This is a genomic window from Cellulomonas oligotrophica (assembly GCF_013409875.1).
Lineage (GTDB): Bacteria > Actinomycetota > Actinomycetes > Actinomycetales > Cellulomonadaceae > Cellulomonas > Cellulomonas oligotrophica.
In genome coordinates this window covers 1714566-1732555 of the sequence record NZ_JACCBK010000001.1, presented here as the reverse complement: position 1 = coordinate 1732555, position 17990 = coordinate 1714566, and the positions used below count along the sequence as shown (strand labels likewise).

Sequence of the window (17990 nt, the reverse complement as noted above, 5' to 3'; positions counted from 1 at the left end):
CTGATCACTTTCCGTGTCAAGTCATCGAGCGGTAGGGTGGGTCGCATGGCCGAGACCGACCCCCGCTGGCTCACCGCCGACGAGCAGCGTGCCTGGATCGCGCTCGCCGGCACGCTCATCTGGCTGCCGGCCGCGCTCGACGCCCAGCTGCAGCGCGACGCCGGCATCAGCCACGCCGAGTACCAGGTGCTCTCGTGGCTGTCGATGAGCGAGGGGCGCACGCGCCGCATGAGCGAGCTCGCCGAGTCCTCGAACGTCACGCTCTCGCACCTGTCCCGCATCGTCGCCCGGCTCGAGGGGCGCGGCTGGGTGCGGCGCACGCCCGATCCCGACGACGGCCGCTACACGCTCGCGCTGCTCACCGAGGAGGGCTGGGACAAGGTGGTGGCCACGGCTCCCGGTCACGTCGAGGCGGTGCGCACCTGCGTCTTCGACCAGCTCACCGCGGCCCAGGTCCGTCAGCTCGAGCACATCGGCTCGCGGCTGCTCGACCACCTGCACCCCGGCTGCCGCCCCGGCGCGCCCCGCGGCGGCCAGGACGCCTGACCGCCGCGGGCCGGACGTCCGCGTCGCCGCGCAGGTCCAGCGGCTAGGCTCGTCCGGGCGCCTGCGGGGGGCCCGCGGGTGACCGGCGGAGGTGGTGACGTGGGCGTCGACGACGTCTCGGCCGTCGCGCCGGGCGCGACCTCCGCCCCCGGGCGGGCCCGCCCCCGTCCGCCCGCCATCACCGACGTCGCCAGCGCGGCCGGGGTCTCCTACCAGACCGTCTCGCGCGTGCTCAACGACCACCCGAACGTGGCCCGCGAGACGCGTGCGCGGGTGCTCGACGCGGTGCAGCGGCTCGGGTACCGCCGCAACATCGCGGCCGCAGCCCTCAAGACGCGACGGACCGGCGTGGTCGGGGTCGTCGCGACGGGCTCCAACCTGTTCGGGCCGACCCGCACCCTCGTGGCCATCGAGCAGGCCGCCCGGGCCCGCGGGGTCTTCGTCAGCCTCACCACCGTGGACCTGCAGAGCAAGTCCGAGGTCGGCGCGGCCATCGAGCACCTGCTCGACCAGGGCGTCGACGGCATCGTGGTCATCGCCTCGCACGACGAGGCCGCGACGGCCGTCCTGGAGGCCAACGCGACGGTCCCCGTCGTGGTCGCGGGGCGGCCGGGCCGCGAGGGGGTCCTGGCGGTCGCGGTCGACCAGGAGGCCGGTGCGACGATCGCCACCCGGCACCTGCTCGAGCTCGGCCACCGCGACGTGCTGCACCTGGCCGGCCCGTCGCCGTGGGTCGACGCCCGCGCCCGCGCGGTCGGCTTCCGCGAGACCATGGCGGCCGCCGGGCTGGCGCCGCGCACCCTGTGGGCCGACGGGTGGGACGCCGAGACGGGCTACCGGGTGGGTCAGGAGCTCGTGAGCCGGGTGCGACGGCGGCGCAGCGTGCTGCCGACCGCGGTCTTCGCGGCCAACGACCTGCTCGCCCTCGGCGTGGTGCACGCCCTCGCCGACGCGCGCCTGCGGGTGCCCGACGACGTCTCGGTGGTCGGCTACGACGACGGCGACGGCGCCGCCCACTTCGTGCCGCCGCTGACGACGGTCGCCCAGGAGCTCGACGAGCTGGGCTACCGGTGCGTGGAGCTGCTGCTGGCGGCGCGCGACGGCGTGCCCGCCTCGACGTCGGTGTCGGTCTCGCCGCGGCTCCTCGTGCGCGAGAGCACGGCTGCGCCCCGGCGTCACGAGCCGGTGCTCGCGCCGGGCTGACCCGCCGGCGACCCGCGCCGGCGGCCCGGTGCGCCGCCGCCGGTGTGACCGCTCACACCGGCCGTCGGGCGTCGTTGGCCTGCGACGACACCGAGACCTCCTCGTGACCGGGGGACCGTTGACGGCGCCCGATGAGAACGTTCACAATCGTCGTCGTCACGCTTGCTGGACAACCGACGAGGACGTCGGCCCTGCGCTCAAGGAGGAGTTGCATGATGGGCATCACCCGCACCCGCACCCGCATCGCCGGTGCGCTCACGGCGGTCACCGTCCTGGCCCTGGCCGCCTGCGGCGGGGGCAGCACGGACACCGGGAGCAGCGACGACGGCGGCGACCTCATCCGCGTGGGCTTCTCCCAGCTCGGCGCGGAGTCGGGCTGGCGCACCGCCAACACCGAGTCCGTCAAGGCCAGCCTCAGCGAGGAGAACGGCTTCGACCTCACGTTCGTCGACGCCCAGCAGAAGCAGGAGAACCAGATCAAGGCCCTGCGCGACTTCATCGCCCAGGACGTCGACGTCATCGCGTTCTCCCCGGTCATCGAGACCGGCTGGGACGAGGTGCTCCAGGAGATCAAGGACTCCGGCATCCCCGTCGTGCTCGTCGACCGCACGGTCGACACCACGGTCGAGGACCCGTTCGTCACGTGGATCGGCGCCGACTTCAAGCAGGAGGGCACCACCGCGGGGGAGTGGGTCGCGGAGAACGCGCCCGACGCCAAGATCTTCGAGCTGCAGGGCACGCTCGGCTCCGGTGCCCAGGTCGACCGCGAGGAGGGCTTCGGCGAGGTCGTGGGCGACCAGATCATCGGCAAGGCGTCCGGCAACTTCACGCGTGCCGAGGGCAAGACGGCCGTCGAGGCCGCCCTCCAGGCGTACCCGGAGATGACGATGATCTTCACGCACAACGACGACATGGGTCTCGGTGCCATCGAGGCCATCGAGGCGGCCGGCAAGGTCCCCGGCGAGGACATCCAGATCGTGTCCATCGACGGTGTCCGCGACGGCCTGCAGGCGCTCGTCGACAAGAAGTTCAACTACGTGGTGGAGTGCAACCCGGTGTTCGGCGACCAGCTGGCCGAGCTCATCACGCAGGTCGCCGACGGTGCGGACGTGCCGAAGGAGACCATCGTCATCGACGCGGCCTTCGACCAGACGATCACCCAGGCCGACGTCGACGCCCGGCTGTACTGACGCCCGAGCGACGCCCCCGGGCGGCCGGTGCCCCGCGCACCGGCCGCCCGGGACCGCCCGCAGGAAGGACACCGATGTCCGCACCACCCGCCGCCCCCGTCGTCCAGATGAGCGGCATCTCCATCGCCTTCCCCGGCGTCAAGGCCCTCGACGACGTGTCCTTCCGCCTCTTCCCGGGCGAGGTCCACGCGCTCATGGGGGAGAACGGCGCCGGCAAGTCGACCCTCATCAAGGCGCTCACGGGCGTCTACGCCACCGACTCGGGGCAGATCGAGGTCGACGGGCGCGAGCAGCGCTTCGACGGCCCCGACCAGGCGCAGGCCGCCGGCATCTCGACCGTGTACCAGGAGGTCAACCTCTGCGCGAACCTCACGGTGGCCGAGAACGTCATGCTCGGCCACGAGCCGCGCCGCGGGCCCTTCATCGACTGGCGCGCGACCCGCCGCACCGCCGCCGAGTACCTGCGGCGCCTCAACCTCGACATCGACCCGCGCTCCATGCTGGGCTCGCACACCATCGCCGTGCAGCAGCTGTGCGCGATCGCCCGCGCGCTCGTCGTCGACGCCAAGGTGCTCATCCTCGACGAGCCGACGTCGTCCCTCGACAACGCCGAGGTCGCCGAGCTGTTCCGGGTCGTGCGGCGCCTGCGCGACGACGGCGTCGCCGTCCTGTTCGTCTCGCACTTCCTCGACCAGGTCTACGAGCTCTGCGACCGCGTCACCGTGCTGCGCAACGGCCGGTTCGTCGGCGAGCACCGCATCGACGAGCTGCCCCGCCGCGACCTCGTCGCCGCCATGATCGGCAAGTCCCGCGACGCGCTCGCCGGGATCGAGGAGAAGGCCCGCTCGACCATCACGATCCACTCCGAGAAGGAGACGCCGTTCCTCAGCGTCGTCGGGCTCGGCAAGAACGGGTCCGTGCGGCCCTTCGACGTCGACCTGTACGCCGGCGAGATCCTCGGCGTCGCCGGTCTGCTGGGCTCCGGCCGTACCGAGATGGCCCGCCTGCTCGCCGGCGCGGACCGCCCCGACACCGGCGAGGTCCGCGTCCAGAGCACGCTGACCCGGCTGACGTCCCCGCTCGTCGCGCTCGCCCGCGGCATCGCCTACTCCACGGAGGACCGCAAGAAGGAGGGCATCGTCGGCGACCTCACCGTGCGCGAGAACATCGCGCTCGCGATGCAGGCCCGCCGCGGCGCCTGGCGGCCCGTGCCGCGCCGCCAGCTCGACGACGTCGTCGACCGGTACATCACCGCGCTGCAGATCAGCCCGCCGAACCCGAACGCCCTCATCCGGAACCTGTCGGGCGGCAACCAGCAGAAGGTGCTCCTCGCCCGCTGGCTCGCCACGGCGCCGCGCCTGCTCATCCTCGACGAGCCGACCCGCGGGATCGACGTCGGCGCCAAGGCCGAGATCCAGAAGCTCGTCACCGAGCTCGCCCAGGACGGCATGTCCGTCGTCTTCATCTCCTCCGAGCTCGACGAGGTCCTGCGCCTGAGCCAGCGCCTCGTCGTCATGCGCGACCGCGAGAAGGTCGACGAGCTCGTCAACGCCGACGACGTCACGACCGCGACCATCCTCGAGACCATCGCCGAGAGCGGGGCCCACGCATGAGCATGACCGCAGCACCGGGGCGCACCACCGCCTCGCGGGGCGCCGAGATCTGGCGGGAGGTGACCCACCACGGGCTGTTCTGGCCGGTCGTCGCGCTCGTCGGCCTCCTCCTCGCGTGCGGGGCCGCCAGCCCGGGGTTCCTCGACGTCACCGTCCGCGACGGCCACCTGTTCGGCCAGCTCGTCGACCTCGCCCGCAACAGCGCCACCCCGCTGCTGCTGGCCCTGGGCATGTGCCTGGTCATCGCGACCGGCGGCATCGACCTGTCCGTCGGGGCCGTCATGGCGATCGCGCTGGCCGTGTCGCTGACCTACCTCGACGCCGCCGCCGACCCCTCCGACCTGGGCACGGTGCTCACCGCGGTGGCGCTGGGCCTCGCGGTCGGCGCGCTCGGCGGGGCGTTCAACGGGGCGATGGTCGCGGTGCTGGGCATCCAGCCGTTCATCGCGACGATGATCCTCATGGTCGCCGGCCGCGGCATCGCGATGCTCGTCACGCAGGGGCAGATCACCACCGTCTCCAGCCCGCCGTTCAAGACCATCGGGTCCGGGTACGTGCTCGGCATCCCCATGCCCGTGGTCATCGCGCTCGTCACGTTCGTCGTCGTCGCCGTGGTCGTGCGCCGCACCGCGCTCGGCATGTTCCTCGAGTCGATCGGCATCAACCGCGAGGCCAGCCGGCTCGCCGGCGTCCGCTCGCGGCGCACCACGTGGACCGTCTACGTCATCGCCGGCGCGCTCGCCGCGCTCGCCGGCCTCGTGTACGGCGCGCCGACCATGGCCGCCGACGCCAACAACATCGGCCTGATGAAGGAGCTCGACGCGATCATGGTGGTGGTCCTCGGGGGCACCAAGCTCGACGGCGGGCGGTTCTACCTCGGCGGCCTGCTCGTCGGCGCGATGCTGCTCAGCACGCTCGAACGCGCGGTCATCATCTTCCAGCTGCCGTCGCAGACGACCCCGCTGTTCAAGGCCGTCGTCCTCATCGCCGTGTGCGTGGCGGCCTCGCCCACGCTGCGCGCCATGCTCCGGCGCACCCGCCGCGCCGTCGTCGCCGCCCCCGCGCCCGCCGAGCAGGTGGCCGCATGAGCGCCGACCAGCTGGTCCGCCCCGAGCGGCCCGCCACGTCCGTCGTCCACCGGGCCCGCCGGGCGCTGGGCGGGTTCGACCGGCGGATGCTGCCCGTGCTGGGCACGCTGCTGACCCTGGCGATCATGCTGGGCGTCGGGCAGGAGCGGTACTCCACCGACCGCGTGGACTTCGTCAGCATGAAACTGCTGTCGAACCTCCTGGTCGACAACTCCTACCTGCTGGTGCTGGCCGTCGGCATGACGTTCGTCATCCTCACCGGTGGGATCGACCTGTCCGTCGGCGCCGTCGTCGCGCTCGTCGGCCTGGCCATCGCGCAGATGTTCACGGCCGGGCTGCCGCTGGCCGTGGTGCTCGTCGCCGGCGTGCTCATCGGCACGATCTGCGGGCTGCTGATCGGCGTCATGGTGCAGGTGTTCGACATCCAACCCTTCATCGCCTCGCTCGCCGTGATGTTCCTCGCGCGCGGGCTGGCGAACGTCGTCAGCGTCAACTCCCTCAAGATCGACGACCCCGGGTTCTCGGCGCTCGCCGCGTGGAACATCACGTTCGGCGAGGGGCGCACGTCCTGGCGGATCAACGCGAGCATGCTCGTCGCGCTCGCCGTGCTGGTCATCGCGTTCGTCGTGCTGCACCACACGCGGTTCGGGCGCTCCGTGTACGGCCTGGGCGCGGGCGACCAGGGCGCGGCGATCAACCTCATGGGCCTGCGCCCGGCGCGCACCCGCGTGTGGGTCTACACGATCTCCGGCACCTGCGCGGGCGTCGCGGGCGTGCTGTTCGCGCTGTACACCAAGTCCGGGTTCAACCTCACGGGCATCGGCATGGAGCTCGACGCGATCGCCGCCGTCGTCATCGGCGGCACCCTGCTGTCCGGCGGCACGGGCTTCGTGCTCGGCACCGGGGCGGGGGTGATGGTCTACGGGCTGATCCAGGTGCTCATCGCCCGCGAGGGTCTGGACTCCTGGTGGACGCGGGTGTTCATCGGTGCCGTGCTGCTCGCGTTCGTCGTGCTGCAGCGCGTGCTCGCCGTGCGCCGGCGCTGAGACGTGCCGTCGGGCCCGCGGGGAGGTGCCGGGCCCGGCGGCACACCACCGGGGCGCCCCGTCAGGCGGGGTAGGCCGCCGCGAGCCGGTGCCACTGGTCGCCCACGAGCGGGACGACGACCCCGTGCTTGGTGTTCGGCGGCAGCACCAGCTCCTCGCGCGGCACCGGCCGCCAGTCGCCCGAGGCGAGGTCGTCGGCGCGCAGCGGCACGTACCCCTGCGGGCGGGTCGAGTACTGGTCGACCCACAGGTACCAGGTGCCGTCGCGGTGGTCGCGGAAGACCAGCGGCGCCTCGACGTGCGCGTACAGGTCGTCGGCGATGCGGGACGCGACCACGGTGAAGTCGTCGGCGTCGAGCGCGGAGCCGACCTCGTGGAAGAGGCGCAGCGAGCCGGGCACGTCGGCGTCCTGCTTGGAGAACCGGTGCACGCGTCCCTCGTGGACGGTCACCGTGGTGTCGATGACGCCCGTGCCGCGGTCGATCAGCACGCGCGGGGCCGACACCGTCCGGAAGTCACGCGTGGTCGCGACGAGGACGCGCGGGTAGGACGCGCCGGCGTGCCCGGGGTCGTCCTCGTCGTACAGGGACGCCGAGAACGTGACGGCGAAGGCGCCGGTGCCGGGGTCGTACGTCGCCTCGGGCGCCCAGGCCATGCCGGCCGTCGGCGGTGCGACCTCGAGCAGCCACGGCGCGGACCACGTCACCAGGTCCGTCGACCGCCAGACCACGAGCGACCGGCTGCCGTGCCGGGTCCAGGCGTCCCAGCCGGCGTCGTCGCCGCCGTAGATCCGCAGGTCCGTGGCCAGCACGAACCACTCGCCGTCGCCGGCCACCAGGTACGGGTCGCGCACCCCGGTGGTGCCGAGGCCGGACGCGAGCACGGGGCGGCCGCCGTTCGCCCGCCACCAGCGCAGAGGGGTGTCCCCGTCGGACAGCGAGAAGAAGATCCGCTCGCCCCACCCGTCGGGGTCCTCCACGTGGTGCACCAGCAGGTACCCGAACCCGTCGCCCATCCCACCCTCTCTCCAGCCCGCCCGGACCCGTTCACCCCTCCGAGGAATGTGCTCAAGGTGCGACGGATCGTCGCAACCGGCGCACACTCCTCGGAGGGGTGCGGGGGGTGGGTTCGTCAGGCCTGCGTCGCGGTGCCCGCCAGGGCGGTCCAGGACTCCGGCGCCAGCGTCAGGGTCGTGGTGCCGGCACCCGTGCCCGTGACCGGGGCGGTCGCGAGCTCGCTGACGTGCGTGGCCTCGACCTGCGCCGCGTGCTCCGGGCCGTGCGCGGCCGGCTCGTGGTCGGCCGTCACCTGCACGCCGCCGCCGAGCGTCAGCGCCACACCGGGGTGGCGCAGCTCGACCTCGACGGGCTCGGCGGTCCGGTTGACCAGGAAGACGCCGAGCGAGCCGGCCTCGCGCGGGCCGTCCCACGTGACCGCGGCGGTGACCGTCGGCACGTCGCCGTGCTCCTTCGTGGGCATGGTCGCGGCGTCGACGCGCACGTCGAGGCTGTCGCCCTGGGCGAGACGGGCCGTGGCTGCGAACGGGTGGAACGTCGGCTGCTTCCACGCCGGGCCGCCGGGCTCGGTCATGATCGGCGCGATCACGTTGACGAGCTGGGCCAGGCACGCCACGGGCACGCGGTCGGCGTGGTTGAGCAGCGTGACGAGCAGGTCGCCGACGACGACGGCGTCGAGGCCGGAGTAGACGTCCTCGATGATGCGCTGCGGCGCGGTGCGCAGCGGGATCGCGGCCTCGCCCTGGAAGCGGGTGTCGAGGTACCAGACGTTCCACTCGTCGAACGAGATGGTGATCTTCTTGTCGGACCGCCTGCGCGCGCCCACGGCGTCGGCCGACGCGACGACGCGGTCGATGAAGCGGTCCATCGACGTGCCCGACCCGAGGAAGGACGCGCGGTCCCCGTGGCGCTCCTCGTAGTACGCGTGCATCGAGATGTGGTCGACGAGGTCGTAGGTGTAGGAGAGCACGGTCTGCTCCCACTCGCCGAAGGTGGCCATGCCCATCGACGACGACCCGCACACGACGAGGGAGATGGTCGGGTCGACCAGCTTCATGGCCTTGCCGGCCTCGGCGGCGAGCTTGCCGTACTCGTGGGCGTCCTTGTGGCCGATCTGCCACGGGCCGTCCATCTCGTTGCCCAGGCACCAGAGCTTCACGCCGTAGGGCTTCTCGCGGCCGTTCGCGATGCGCAGGTCGGCCCACCGCGAGCCGGCCTCGCCGTTGCAGTACTCGACGAGCGCGGCCGCCTCGGCGACACCGCGGGTGCCGAGGTTGACGGCCATCATCGGCTCGACGCCCTCGCGCTCGGCCCACTGCAGGAACTCGTCGGTGCCGACCGTGTTGGGCTCGATGGTGCGCCACGCGAGGTCGATGAACGGCTTGCGGTCCTCGACGGGGCCGACCGCGTCCTCCCACACGTAGTTCGACACGAAGTTCCCGCCGGGGTACCGGACCATCGAGACGCCGAGCTCGCGGGTGAGCGCGGCGACGTCCTGGCGGAACCCGTGCTCGTCGGCGGTCGTGTGGCCGGGCTCGTAGATGCCCGTGTACACGGCGCGGCCGAGGTGCTCGACGAAGGAGCCGAACACCCGGCGGTCGATCGTGCCGGTGCGGAAGTCGGGGTGCAGCAGGACGGTGGCGCGCTGGGTCATCGGTGCTCCTGGTCGGGCCGTGCGGCGGTGCACGGCGATGCACAACGTTGTAGAAACGACTGCAGCATACGACGCGAACGGCGTCCGCAGCGACGTGCGCCACACCGGTGGTCTAGTCTGGTCGCGTCGCGGAACGCGCTTTCCGTCGGTCGCCACCGGTGGTCGGCGGTGCGTGCGCCGTCCCCGTTCGCCGATGTCGTCGAAGGACTCTCGTGACCGAGCAGCTCGACCAGAACCCCACCGCGCCCCGACCCGCGTCCAGCCGCGGCACGACCGCCGACCCGCGCGTCGTCCCCGCCTTCGCCGCCCCGCCGCCCGGCCGGCGCCGGCGCCGGCACGCCGTGGTCGGCACCGGGCACCGTGCGGGCATGTACGTCGGTGCCGTCACCGGGGACCACGCCGACGTCGCCGAGCTCGTCGCCTGGTGCGACACCAACCCCGGGCGCATGGACCACTACGACCGCGAGGTCGGCGCCGCGCTCGGCCTCGACGGCCCCGCCGGGCTGCCGCAGCACGGGCCCGACGACCTCGAGCGCATGGTCGACGAGGAGCGTGTCGACGTCGTCGTCGTCACCACCCCCGACGCCACCCACGCCGCGCTCGTGGCGCGCGCCCTCGACGCCGGCGCCGACGTCGTCGTCGAGAAGCCCCTGACCACCACGGTCGAGGGCTGCCGCACCATCGTCGAGGCCGTCGAGCGCACCGGCCGCGACCTCGTCATGACGTTCAACTACCGGTACGCCCCCCGCAACTCCACGCTGCGCGAGGTCGTCGCGTCCGGCGCGATCGGCACGGTCACCTCCGTGCACTTCGAGTGGGCGCTCGACACCGTGCACGGCGCCGACTACTTCCGCCGCTGGCACCGCGAGAAGCGCACCTCCGGCGGCCTGCTCGTGCACAAGTCCAGCCACCACTTCGACCTCGTCAACTGGTGGCTGCACGACGTGCCCGCCCGCGTGTACGCCTCGGGCGGGCTGCGGTTCTACGGCGACACCAACGCCGCCGCCCGCGGCATGGGCCCCCGGCCCGAGCGCGGCACCGGCACCGTCGGCGACCCGTGGACCCTCGACCTCACGCGCGACCCCCGGCTGCGCTCCCTGTACCTCGACGCCGAGCACCACGACGGCTACCGCCGCGACCAGGACGTCTTCGCGCCCGGCATCACCATCGAGGACAACCTCTCGCTCGTCGTCGACTACCGCGGCGGGGCGACCCTCACCTACTCCCTCAACGCGCACAGCCCCTGGGAGGGGTACCGGGTCACGGTCAACGGCACCGAGGGGCGCGCCGAGCTCGAGGTCGTCGAGCGCGGCGCCGTCGTCCTCGACGCCGAGGGCAACGCGGTGCTCGACCCGTCCGCGACCCCCGACGCCGCGGCCGCCGCCGCGCTCGAGGGCTCGGTGCGCGCGGAGGGCGAGCGCCTCGTGGTCCAGCGGCACTGGGAGGCCGCGCAGCGCTGGCCCATCCCCGCCGGGATCGGCGGGCACGGCGGCGGCGACGCGATCCTGCTCATGGACGTGTTCCGGCGCGACCTGCGGCTCGCGCCCGACCCCCTCGGCCGCGCCGCGGGCTACAAGGACGGGCTGCGCGCCGTCGCCGTCGGCATCGCCGCCAACCGCTCCCTGGAGACCGGCCAGGCCGTGCTCGTCGAGGACCTCGGGCTCGGCACCGACCTGACCCTCGACGCCCCGCAGACCACCGGCCGGGCGGACGCCGCCGACCGTGCCGACCCCGACCGTGCCGACCCCGACCGTGCCGACGCGACGACGGGCGCCCGGTGACCCCCGGCGCGGGCACCACCCGCCGGCCGCGGCTCGACCCGCGGCCCGCCGCGCGCGCCCTGCACGACGTGGGGCGCGGCGTCGACGTCGAGCACGACGGCACCACGCTGCTGCGGTACGTGTATGTGCCCGACGACGTCCAGCTGGAGTCCCCGCGGCCCTACCTGCACCCGCTGCGCACCCGCCGCGGCGACGTCGTCACCGCGCTGCGCCCGCACGACCACGTGTGGCACAAGGGCGTCGCGTGGTCGCTGCCCGTGGTCGGCGACGAGAACTTCTGGGGCGGGCCCACGTACGTGCGCGACCAGGGCTACGTCCAGCTCGACAACGACGGGTCGATGGACCACCAGGCGATCGTGCGCCTCGACGTCACCAGCGGCCCCGACGCCGAGCGTGTGGACCTCGTGCACACCCTCGCCTGGCACACCCAGGACGGCGAGCACGTCGTCGACGAGGAGCGCGCCCTGGCCGCCGTCGTGCCCGCCGACCGCGACGACGTGTGGTTCCTGCTCTTCGACACGTCCATGACGAACGTCAGCGACCGGGCGCTGCCGCTGGGCTCGCCCACCACCCGCGGGCGGGAGAACGCCGGGTACGGCGGGCTGTTCTGGCGCGGGCCGCGCGACTTCACCGGCGGCACCCTGCTGGCCCCCGGGTTCGCCGGCGGCGAGGAGGTGCGCGGCACGCGCGCGCCGTGGATGGGCTTCACAGGCGCGCACGACGGCAGCGGCCGGCAGTCGACGGTCGTCGTCGTCGACGGTGCGACCAACCCCTCGCACCCGCCGCAGTGGTTCGCCCGCACCGAGTGGTTCGCCGGGGTCAACCCTGCGCCCTTCTTCAGCGAGGAGGTGCCGTTCGACACCGGGGCGACCCTGCGGTTCCGGTACGCGCTCGTGGTCGCGCAGGGCCCGGCCGACGCCGACGGGGCCGCGGCGCTCGCGGCCCGGGGCCGGGCGCTGCTCGACGGCTGAGGGCGCAGCCCCGACGGCTGATTTCTGGGCCGGAGGGCTGCGTCAGCCGCCGACGGTCGTCAGCACACGGTGCCGGTGCGCCACCACCGAGCCCAGCAGGTCGCGCTCGGTGGTGGCGTACGTGCGCAGGTCCGCCCGGCCCGTCAGCGCGATCTGCCGGCGCAGCGCCAGGGTCGTCGCGTCCCGCTGGAACGCGTGCATGGCCGCGCCAGCCGCCGCACCGCCGGTGCGCGCGGCCCACCGGCGCGCCTGGGTCCGCAGCCGGATCGACGTCAGCATCTGCACCTCGTGCGGCGCGAACCAGCCGGCCCGCCCGTACTCGTCGAGCCGTCCGGCGATGATGTCGCGCTCGCGCCGGCGCAGCCCGAACGCCAGCGCGACCACGCCGACGAAGACGGGTACCTGCACCACCAGGTAGAGGGCCAGGAACGCCGGCCCGGCGAGCAGCGCCGTCGCGTTCCACGCCGAGTGCAGCGCCATCGCGGCCACGAGCCCGAGCGGCGTGGCCCACAGCACGGCGCCCCGCGACCGCGACCGGGCCGCCCACCCGATCGCCGCACCCGTGCACGCGGTGAACAGCAGGTGCGCGAAGGGGGTCGCCAGGCCGCGCATCGCGAACGTCTGCGGCAGCAGCTCGCCCGCCTGGCCGAAGTACAGGACGTTCTCGGTGAACGCGAAGCCCGCCGCCACGACGCCCGCGTAGACGATCCCGTCGACGACCCCGTCGAAGTACCGGCGCCGCGCCAGGTAGATCACCAGCACGCCGAGCCCCTTGCCGATCTCCTCGACGACCGGCGCCGAGACCAGCGCGGTCGTGCGGTAGGCGGCGTCGGGGTCACCGGTCGCGTGCGCGACGAACCACATCGTCAGGTCGTTGACGGTCACCGCCAGCAGCACCGCGACGCCCGCGCCCCACAGCAGCCCGAACAGCAGGGCCCCGCGCGGCTCCGGCTCCCACGTGTCGAGCCACCGCACGCCCGCGAGCACCAGCGCCAGCGGCACGAGCGCCAGGAGCAGGCCCACCGTGCCCGGCCCCATGCCGACCTCGAGCAGCACCACGCCCAGCCCGGCCAGGGCCGCGAGGCCCACGACCGTCAGGCCGAGGACCGTCACGACGTCGGTCCACGCGCTCGTGCGGCGCGTGCCGCCCGGCCACGACGTCGGCACCGCGCCGGCGCCCATCGGTCCCGGTGCTGCCGCAGGGGTGGTGCCCCACGCGGCGGAGGGGTGCGCGTCGGCGTGCGGGGTCGTCACGCGGCACACCCTAGCGACGCGCCGGTCCGCCACGCCGAGCCGCTCACCCCGCGTCCGCGTACGAGCCGACGACCGCCAGGTCCAGCGCGAACTCCACGGGCCGGTCGCCGAACAGCAGCCGCCCCGCCTCCGCCGCCGACTCGCGCACCGCGACGGCCACGTCGTCGGCGACCTCCTCGGGGGTGTGCACCACGACCTCGTCGTGCAGGAAGTACACCAGGTGCGGGCGCCCCGGCAGCGCGTGCAGCCGCCGCCGCAACGACGCGAGCCAGCACAGCGCCCACTCCGCCGCGGTGCCCTGCACGACGAAGTTGCGGGTGAACCGGCCCCGGTCGCGCGCCCGCCGCCGCGCCTCGCGCACGTCCTGCGCGCTGGCGCCCTCGGACCGGGCGGCGGCGAGGTCGTCGAGCAGCGCCTGAGCGCCCGGCGGCGACGAGCGCCCGAGCCACGTCGAGACCACCTCCCCGCGCTCTCCGGCGCGCGCGGCCTCCTCGACGAGGGCGACCGCCCGCGGGTACGCGGCCGTCAGGCGGGGCATGAGCATCGCGCTCGCACCGGTCGTCGCGCCGTAGATCGCACCGAGCAGCGCGTACTTGGCGTCCTTGCGGGTGGGCACGATGCCCGCGTCGGCGATGCCCTGGTACAGGTCGCTCGCGCGGGCGGCGGCCGCCATCGCGTCGTCGCCGGACATGGCCGCGAGCACCCGCGGCTCGAGCTGGGCCGCGTCGGCGACCACGAGCCGCCAGCCCGGGTCGGCGCGGGCCGCGGCCCGCAGCGCGGCGGGCAGCTGCAGCGCCCCGCCGCCGTCGGTGGCCCACCGCCCGGTGACCACGCCGCCGACGACGTAGGTGGGCCGGAACCGGCCGTCGTGCACCCACGCGTCGAGCCACGCCCACCCGTTGGCGGACAGCAGCCGCGACAGGCGCTTGTACTCCAGCAGCGGCTCGACGACGGGGTGGTCGAGCGCCCCGATCTCCCACTTGCTCGTCGAGGCGAGGTCGAAGCCCTGCAGGCGCAGCGCGCGCAGCAGGTCGGGCGGGGAGTCCGGGTTCAGCCGGGGTGCCACCAGCGCTGCGCGCACCTGCGCCGCGAGGTCCTCCAGCCGCTGCGGCCGGCCCGCCGCCGGCCGCGGCCCCAGCAGCTCGGTGAGCAGCGCGTCGTGCACGACGGGGTCCCAGGGCAGCCCGTCGTGGTGCATCTCCTCCGCGACGAGCGCCCCGCCGGACTCCGCGGCGAGCAGCAGGCGCAGCCGTCTGGGCGCCGTGGACCCCGCGACGGCGTCGAGCTGGGTGCGCAGCTCGGCGAGCAGGTCGACGGGGGAGCCCGCCGGGTGCGCGTCCTGGCGGGTCGGTGCCGCAGGCGCCTCGTCCAGCAGGTCGAACAGGGACGGGACGTGCGCGGGTTCCGGGACGGGCGGGTCCTCCCACGCGGCCCGCGGCTGCCCGGCCAGCGCCGACCCGGCCGCGGCCACCGCGTGCCGCAGGAGCGTCCGGCACAGCCGCAGGTCGTGGCACCGCTCGACCCGCACGCCCGCGGCGAGCAGCGGCGGGTAGCGGCGCCGCGTGTCGTCCCAGACCCAGCGCACCGGTGCGCCGCCCGACGTGCCCGGGCCGGGTGCGGCGCCCGCCTCGACGCGCGCGACCTCGGCCGGGAGCCCGTCCGCCGGCACCGTGCGGGTGCCGAGCACGTGGGCACCGTCGTCGAGGTCGGTCAGCGTGACGGTGCGCGCGTGCTCGTCGTGGTCGAGCAGCACGAACGCGGGCACACCCCATGCTCGCCCCCGCCGCCCACAGCGCCGGGCCGCACCGCCGTCCGCGCGTCGTCAGTGCGTCAGCGCGTCAGCGCGCTGTCAGTGCGTCAGCGCGCTGCGGACCGCCCCGGCGGGAACCGCCAGCACGTCGTCGCCGCCGGCCCCGTCGAGCGTGACGAGGACGTCGCCCGTGGTCTCGTCGACGTGCACGGCGACGTCGGGGACGACCTGCGTGACGCCCGGCTCGAGCATGGCGTCGAGCACGACCGTCTGCGGCCAGGCGTGGCGCGTGAGGCCGGCCGGCTCGATGAGGTGGACGACGAGCGCGTCGTCCTCCAGGTGCAGGGTCGCGGTCAGGGTGCGTCCCGTCGCCAGGAGGACGCAGGACGCCCCCGTCAGCGCCGGCAGGGTTCGACTGGGCATCGGTGCCACCTCGCTCGTCCGTCGGATGATCGGTGGAGCGACCGGCGCGGCGTCCTCCCCAGGGCCGCGCCGGTCGGGTCCCCCCGATCGGACAGGAGCATCGAAGCCTCGTCCAGATACGTCCGATCGTCCTCGCGTCCCGGGAGATCCGCGCGGAAGGCGTTTTCCGCTAGGGTTGAACCGATTCACGGTCAAGGACGACGCGGGAGGGCTCGATGACGACCACGGGTGGGTTCACGCTGCCGGGAGAGGCGGGCCACGAGGCCTTCACGCTCGCGATGGCGCAGCGGTGGGGCGCGGACGTCATCCGCGACTCCGACGGCACGCAGCTCTCGGACGAGATCCTGGGCTCCGGCCACGGCATCTACTCCACGCTGTGCCTCATCCGGGAGGACAACGCCTGGGCGAAGGCGCACCCGCGGCTCATGCAGCAGAACTTCCTCATGTCCCGCCCCGTGACCGCCGACGGCGACCGCGTCGAGATCCGCCTCCTCGACGGCTACTCCACCGACCAGTTCGTCCTCAACGACTGGGACGGCGTCGAGGAGTTCTGGCAGGTCCACGACCGCACCACCGGCACCGAGGTCCCCGCCGGGCGCTGGGCGCTCGCCGACGGCGTCGTCACGGTCGCCGGCGCGGTGCCCGGCCACACGTACACCGTGAACTTCCTGGTCATGCGCGTCTGGGAAGAGATCTCGATGTACAACCACGTGACCAACGACTGGGGCGACCGTGAGCACCTCATGGCCGTCGAGCCCCGGTACCCCGAGGTGGCCGAGCACATCCTCGACTGGCTCGACCGGTGGTGCGTGGAGCACCCCGCCACCACCGTGGTGCGGTTCACGTCGCTGTTCTACAACTTCGCGTGGTTCTGGGGGTCGGACGCGAACCTGCCCCACGTGTACGCCGACTGGGGCTCGTACGACTTCACCGTCAACCCCGTGGCGCTGCGCGCGTTCCGCGAGGAGACGGGTCTGACGATCACGTCCGAGGACTTCGTCAACGCGGGGCGCTACACCTCGACGCACAACCCGCCGTCGGACGTCTACCGCCGCTGGACCGCGTTCGTCGGCGACTTCGTCCGGGACCTCGGCCGGCGCTGCGTCGACGTCGTCCACCGGCACGGCAAGAAGGCCTACGTCTTCTACGACGACTCCTGGATCGGCCTCGAGCCGTACTCCGGCCGGTTCGCCGAGATGGGCTTCGACGGGCTCATCAAGGCGGTGTTCTCCGGCTACGAGGCGCGGCTGTGCGCCGGTGTCGACGTGCCCGTCCGCGAGCTGCGGCTGCACCCCTACCTGTTCCCCGTCGACCTCGAGGGGCGGCCGACCTTCCAGCCCGGGGTCGAGGGCGCCGACCCGACCGCGGACCTCCGCCGCTACTGGGTCACGCTGCGCCGGGCGCTGCTGCGGGCGCGGATCGACCGGATCGGGCTGGGCGGGTACCTCTCGCTCGTCGAGCCGTTCGCCGACTTCCAGGACGAGGTCGCGCAGGTCGCGGACCAGCACCGGCGGATCCTCGCGCTGCACCGGGCCGGCGGTCCCGTCGCGGCGCCCGTGCGCGTCGGCGTGCTCACCGCGTGGGGCGCGCTGCGGTCCTGGACGTGCTCGGGCCACCTGCACGAGAACCCCGACCTGTCGCTCCTGCACGTGCTGGAGTCCCTCGCCGGGCTCGGGTTCGACGTCAGCTTCCACCGGCTCGACGAGGTCGCCGAGCACGGCGTGCCCGCGGGCGTCGACGTCCTCGTCAACGCCGGCCCGCAGGGCACCGCGTGGTCGGGCGGGGACGGGTGGGCCGACCCGCGCCTGGTCGCCGCGATCACCACCTTCGTGCGCGGCGGGGGCGGGCTGCTGGGCGTCGAGCAGCCGTCGGCCGCCGACGTGCCGGGGCGGCTGCACCGCTTCCAGCTGGCCGAGGTGCTGGGCGTCGACCAGGACGGCGGCGACCGCCACGTGCTCGCCCGCCGCCGGTTCGTGGTCGACCCGGACCACCCCGTCCTCGCCGCGGCGGGTGCGGCCGACGACCTGCCGCCGCTGCCCGGGCTGCACGTGCTGCGCGACGACGTCCGCGTGCTCGCGGCCGCCGACGGGGTGCCCGTCGCGACGGCCGCGCAGGTCGGCCGGGGGCGGGCCGTGTACCTGTCCGGGCACCGCCACGGCCCCGCGTCGGCACGCCGCCTGGAGGACGCGCTGTGGTGGGCGTCCGGCCGGGAGCGCACGGGCCTGACGACGTCCGACCCCGGTGCGACCGCCGTCGAGATCGGCGGCGTCGTGCTGGTCAGCAACGACACCCTCGAGCCGAGGACCGTGCAGGTGCTGCGGGACGGGGTCGCCCTGGCCACCCTCGACCTGGCGCCGGCGGCCCTGCACGAGCTGCCCGTCTGAGCCGCGCAGGGTCGTGCGCGGCGGGACCGGTCCGGTAGCGTGGCCGGACCGGTCGAATCGTTGCGAACGTC

14 protein-coding genes are annotated in these 17990 nt (G+C 74.1%); 9 read left to right on the top strand and 5 right to left on the bottom strand.

Going from position 1 to position 17990, the window contains the following annotated elements:
* The first annotated feature begins 45 nt into the window (after positions 1-45).
* The 6 genes from BKA21_RS07645 (at position 46) to BKA21_RS07620 (ending at position 6686) form a co-directional block, all read left to right on the top strand.
* Positions 46-546 (top strand): MarR family winged helix-turn-helix transcriptional regulator, encoded by a 501-nt coding sequence (locus tag BKA21_RS07645; protein WP_140457679.1) that lies wholly within the window; start codon positions 46-48, stop codon positions 544-546.
* A 99-nt stretch (positions 547-645) separates the two neighbouring features.
* Complete coding sequence (locus BKA21_RS07640) at positions 646-1749, top strand: LacI family DNA-binding transcriptional regulator (RefSeq protein ID WP_239072700.1); 1104 nt, start codon at positions 646-648, stop codon at positions 1747-1749.
* Between the two features lie 212 nt (positions 1750-1961).
* The gene (locus BKA21_RS07635; RefSeq protein ID WP_140457678.1) at positions 1962-2939 is read left to right on the top strand and encodes an ABC transporter substrate-binding protein; all 978 of its coding nucleotides are present in this window, start codon (positions 1962-1964) and stop codon (positions 2937-2939) included.
* Positions 2940-3013: 74 nt separating this feature from the next.
* A complete protein-coding gene (locus BKA21_RS07630) occupies positions 3014-4552 on the top strand; it encodes a sugar ABC transporter ATP-binding protein (RefSeq protein WP_140457677.1) in 1539 nt (512 codons plus the stop codon).
* Positions 4549-5640: an ABC transporter permease gene (locus BKA21_RS07625; protein ID WP_203793371.1), complete on the top strand. Its 1092-nt coding sequence runs from the start codon at positions 4549-4551 to the stop codon at positions 5638-5640. Before BKA21_RS07630 ends, BKA21_RS07625 begins: the two co-directional genes overlap by 4 nt.
* On the top strand, positions 5637-6686 hold the full coding sequence (locus BKA21_RS07620; protein ID WP_140457676.1) for an ABC transporter permease subunit: 1050 nt from the start codon (positions 5637-5639) through the stop codon (positions 6684-6686). The genes BKA21_RS07625 and BKA21_RS07620 overlap by 4 nt, the downstream gene beginning before the upstream one ends.
* Before the next feature lie 61 nt (positions 6687-6747).
* Here the strand turns inward: BKA21_RS07620 and BKA21_RS07615 are convergent, their stop codons facing one another.
* Together BKA21_RS07615 and arfA are read right to left on the bottom strand one after the other, a co-directional pair.
* Positions 6748-7701 (bottom strand): glycoside hydrolase family 43 protein, encoded by a 954-nt coding sequence (locus BKA21_RS07615; RefSeq protein ID WP_140457675.1) that lies wholly within the window; start codon positions 7699-7701, stop codon positions 6748-6750.
* Between the two features lie 116 nt (positions 7702-7817).
* Positions 7818-9356 (bottom strand): arabinosylfuranosidase ArfA, encoded by a 1539-nt coding sequence (gene arfA / locus BKA21_RS07610; protein WP_140457674.1) that lies wholly within the window; start codon positions 9354-9356, stop codon positions 7818-7820.
* A 212-nt stretch (positions 9357-9568) separates the two neighbouring features.
* Here arfA and BKA21_RS07605 point away from each other — a divergent pair, with 212 nt between their 5' ends.
* Both BKA21_RS07605 and BKA21_RS07600 read left to right on the top strand, forming a co-directional pair.
* Positions 9569-11137, top strand: coding sequence for a Gfo/Idh/MocA family protein (locus BKA21_RS07605; RefSeq protein ID WP_140457673.1), 1569 nt, complete (start codon positions 9569-9571; stop codon positions 11135-11137).
* Entirely contained in the window at positions 11134-12108 is a 975-nt protein-coding gene (locus tag BKA21_RS07600) for a DUF6807 domain-containing protein (RefSeq protein ID WP_140457672.1), read from the top strand. The genes BKA21_RS07605 and BKA21_RS07600 overlap by 4 nt, the downstream gene beginning before the upstream one ends.
* A gap of 42 nt (positions 12109-12150) precedes the next feature.
* Here the strand turns inward: BKA21_RS07600 and BKA21_RS07595 are convergent, their stop codons facing one another.
* The 3 genes from BKA21_RS07595 to BKA21_RS07585 all read right to left on the bottom strand — a co-directional run bounded on the left by BKA21_RS07595 (position 12151) and on the right by BKA21_RS07585 (position 15535).
* On the bottom strand, positions 12151-13362 hold the full coding sequence (locus BKA21_RS07595) for a PrsW family intramembrane metalloprotease (RefSeq protein WP_239072701.1): 1212 nt from the start codon (positions 13360-13362) through the stop codon (positions 12151-12153).
* Positions 13363-13405: 43 nt separating this feature from the next.
* Complete coding sequence (locus BKA21_RS07590; protein ID WP_140457671.1) at positions 13406-15127, bottom strand: bifunctional 3'-5' exonuclease/DNA polymerase; 1722 nt, start codon at positions 15125-15127, stop codon at positions 13406-13408.
* 84 nt (positions 15128-15211) lie between these two features.
* Positions 15212-15535: a hypothetical protein gene (locus BKA21_RS07585; protein ID WP_170208914.1), complete on the bottom strand. Its 324-nt coding sequence runs from the start codon at positions 15533-15535 to the stop codon at positions 15212-15214.
* 215 nt (positions 15536-15750) lie between these two features.
* Here BKA21_RS07585 and gnpA point away from each other — a divergent pair, with 215 nt between their 5' ends.
* Positions 15751-17919: a 1,3-beta-galactosyl-N-acetylhexosamine phosphorylase gene (gnpA, locus tag BKA21_RS07580; RefSeq protein ID WP_140457670.1), complete on the top strand. Its 2169-nt coding sequence runs from the start codon at positions 15751-15753 to the stop codon at positions 17917-17919.
* Positions 17920-17990 lie beyond the last annotated feature (71 nt).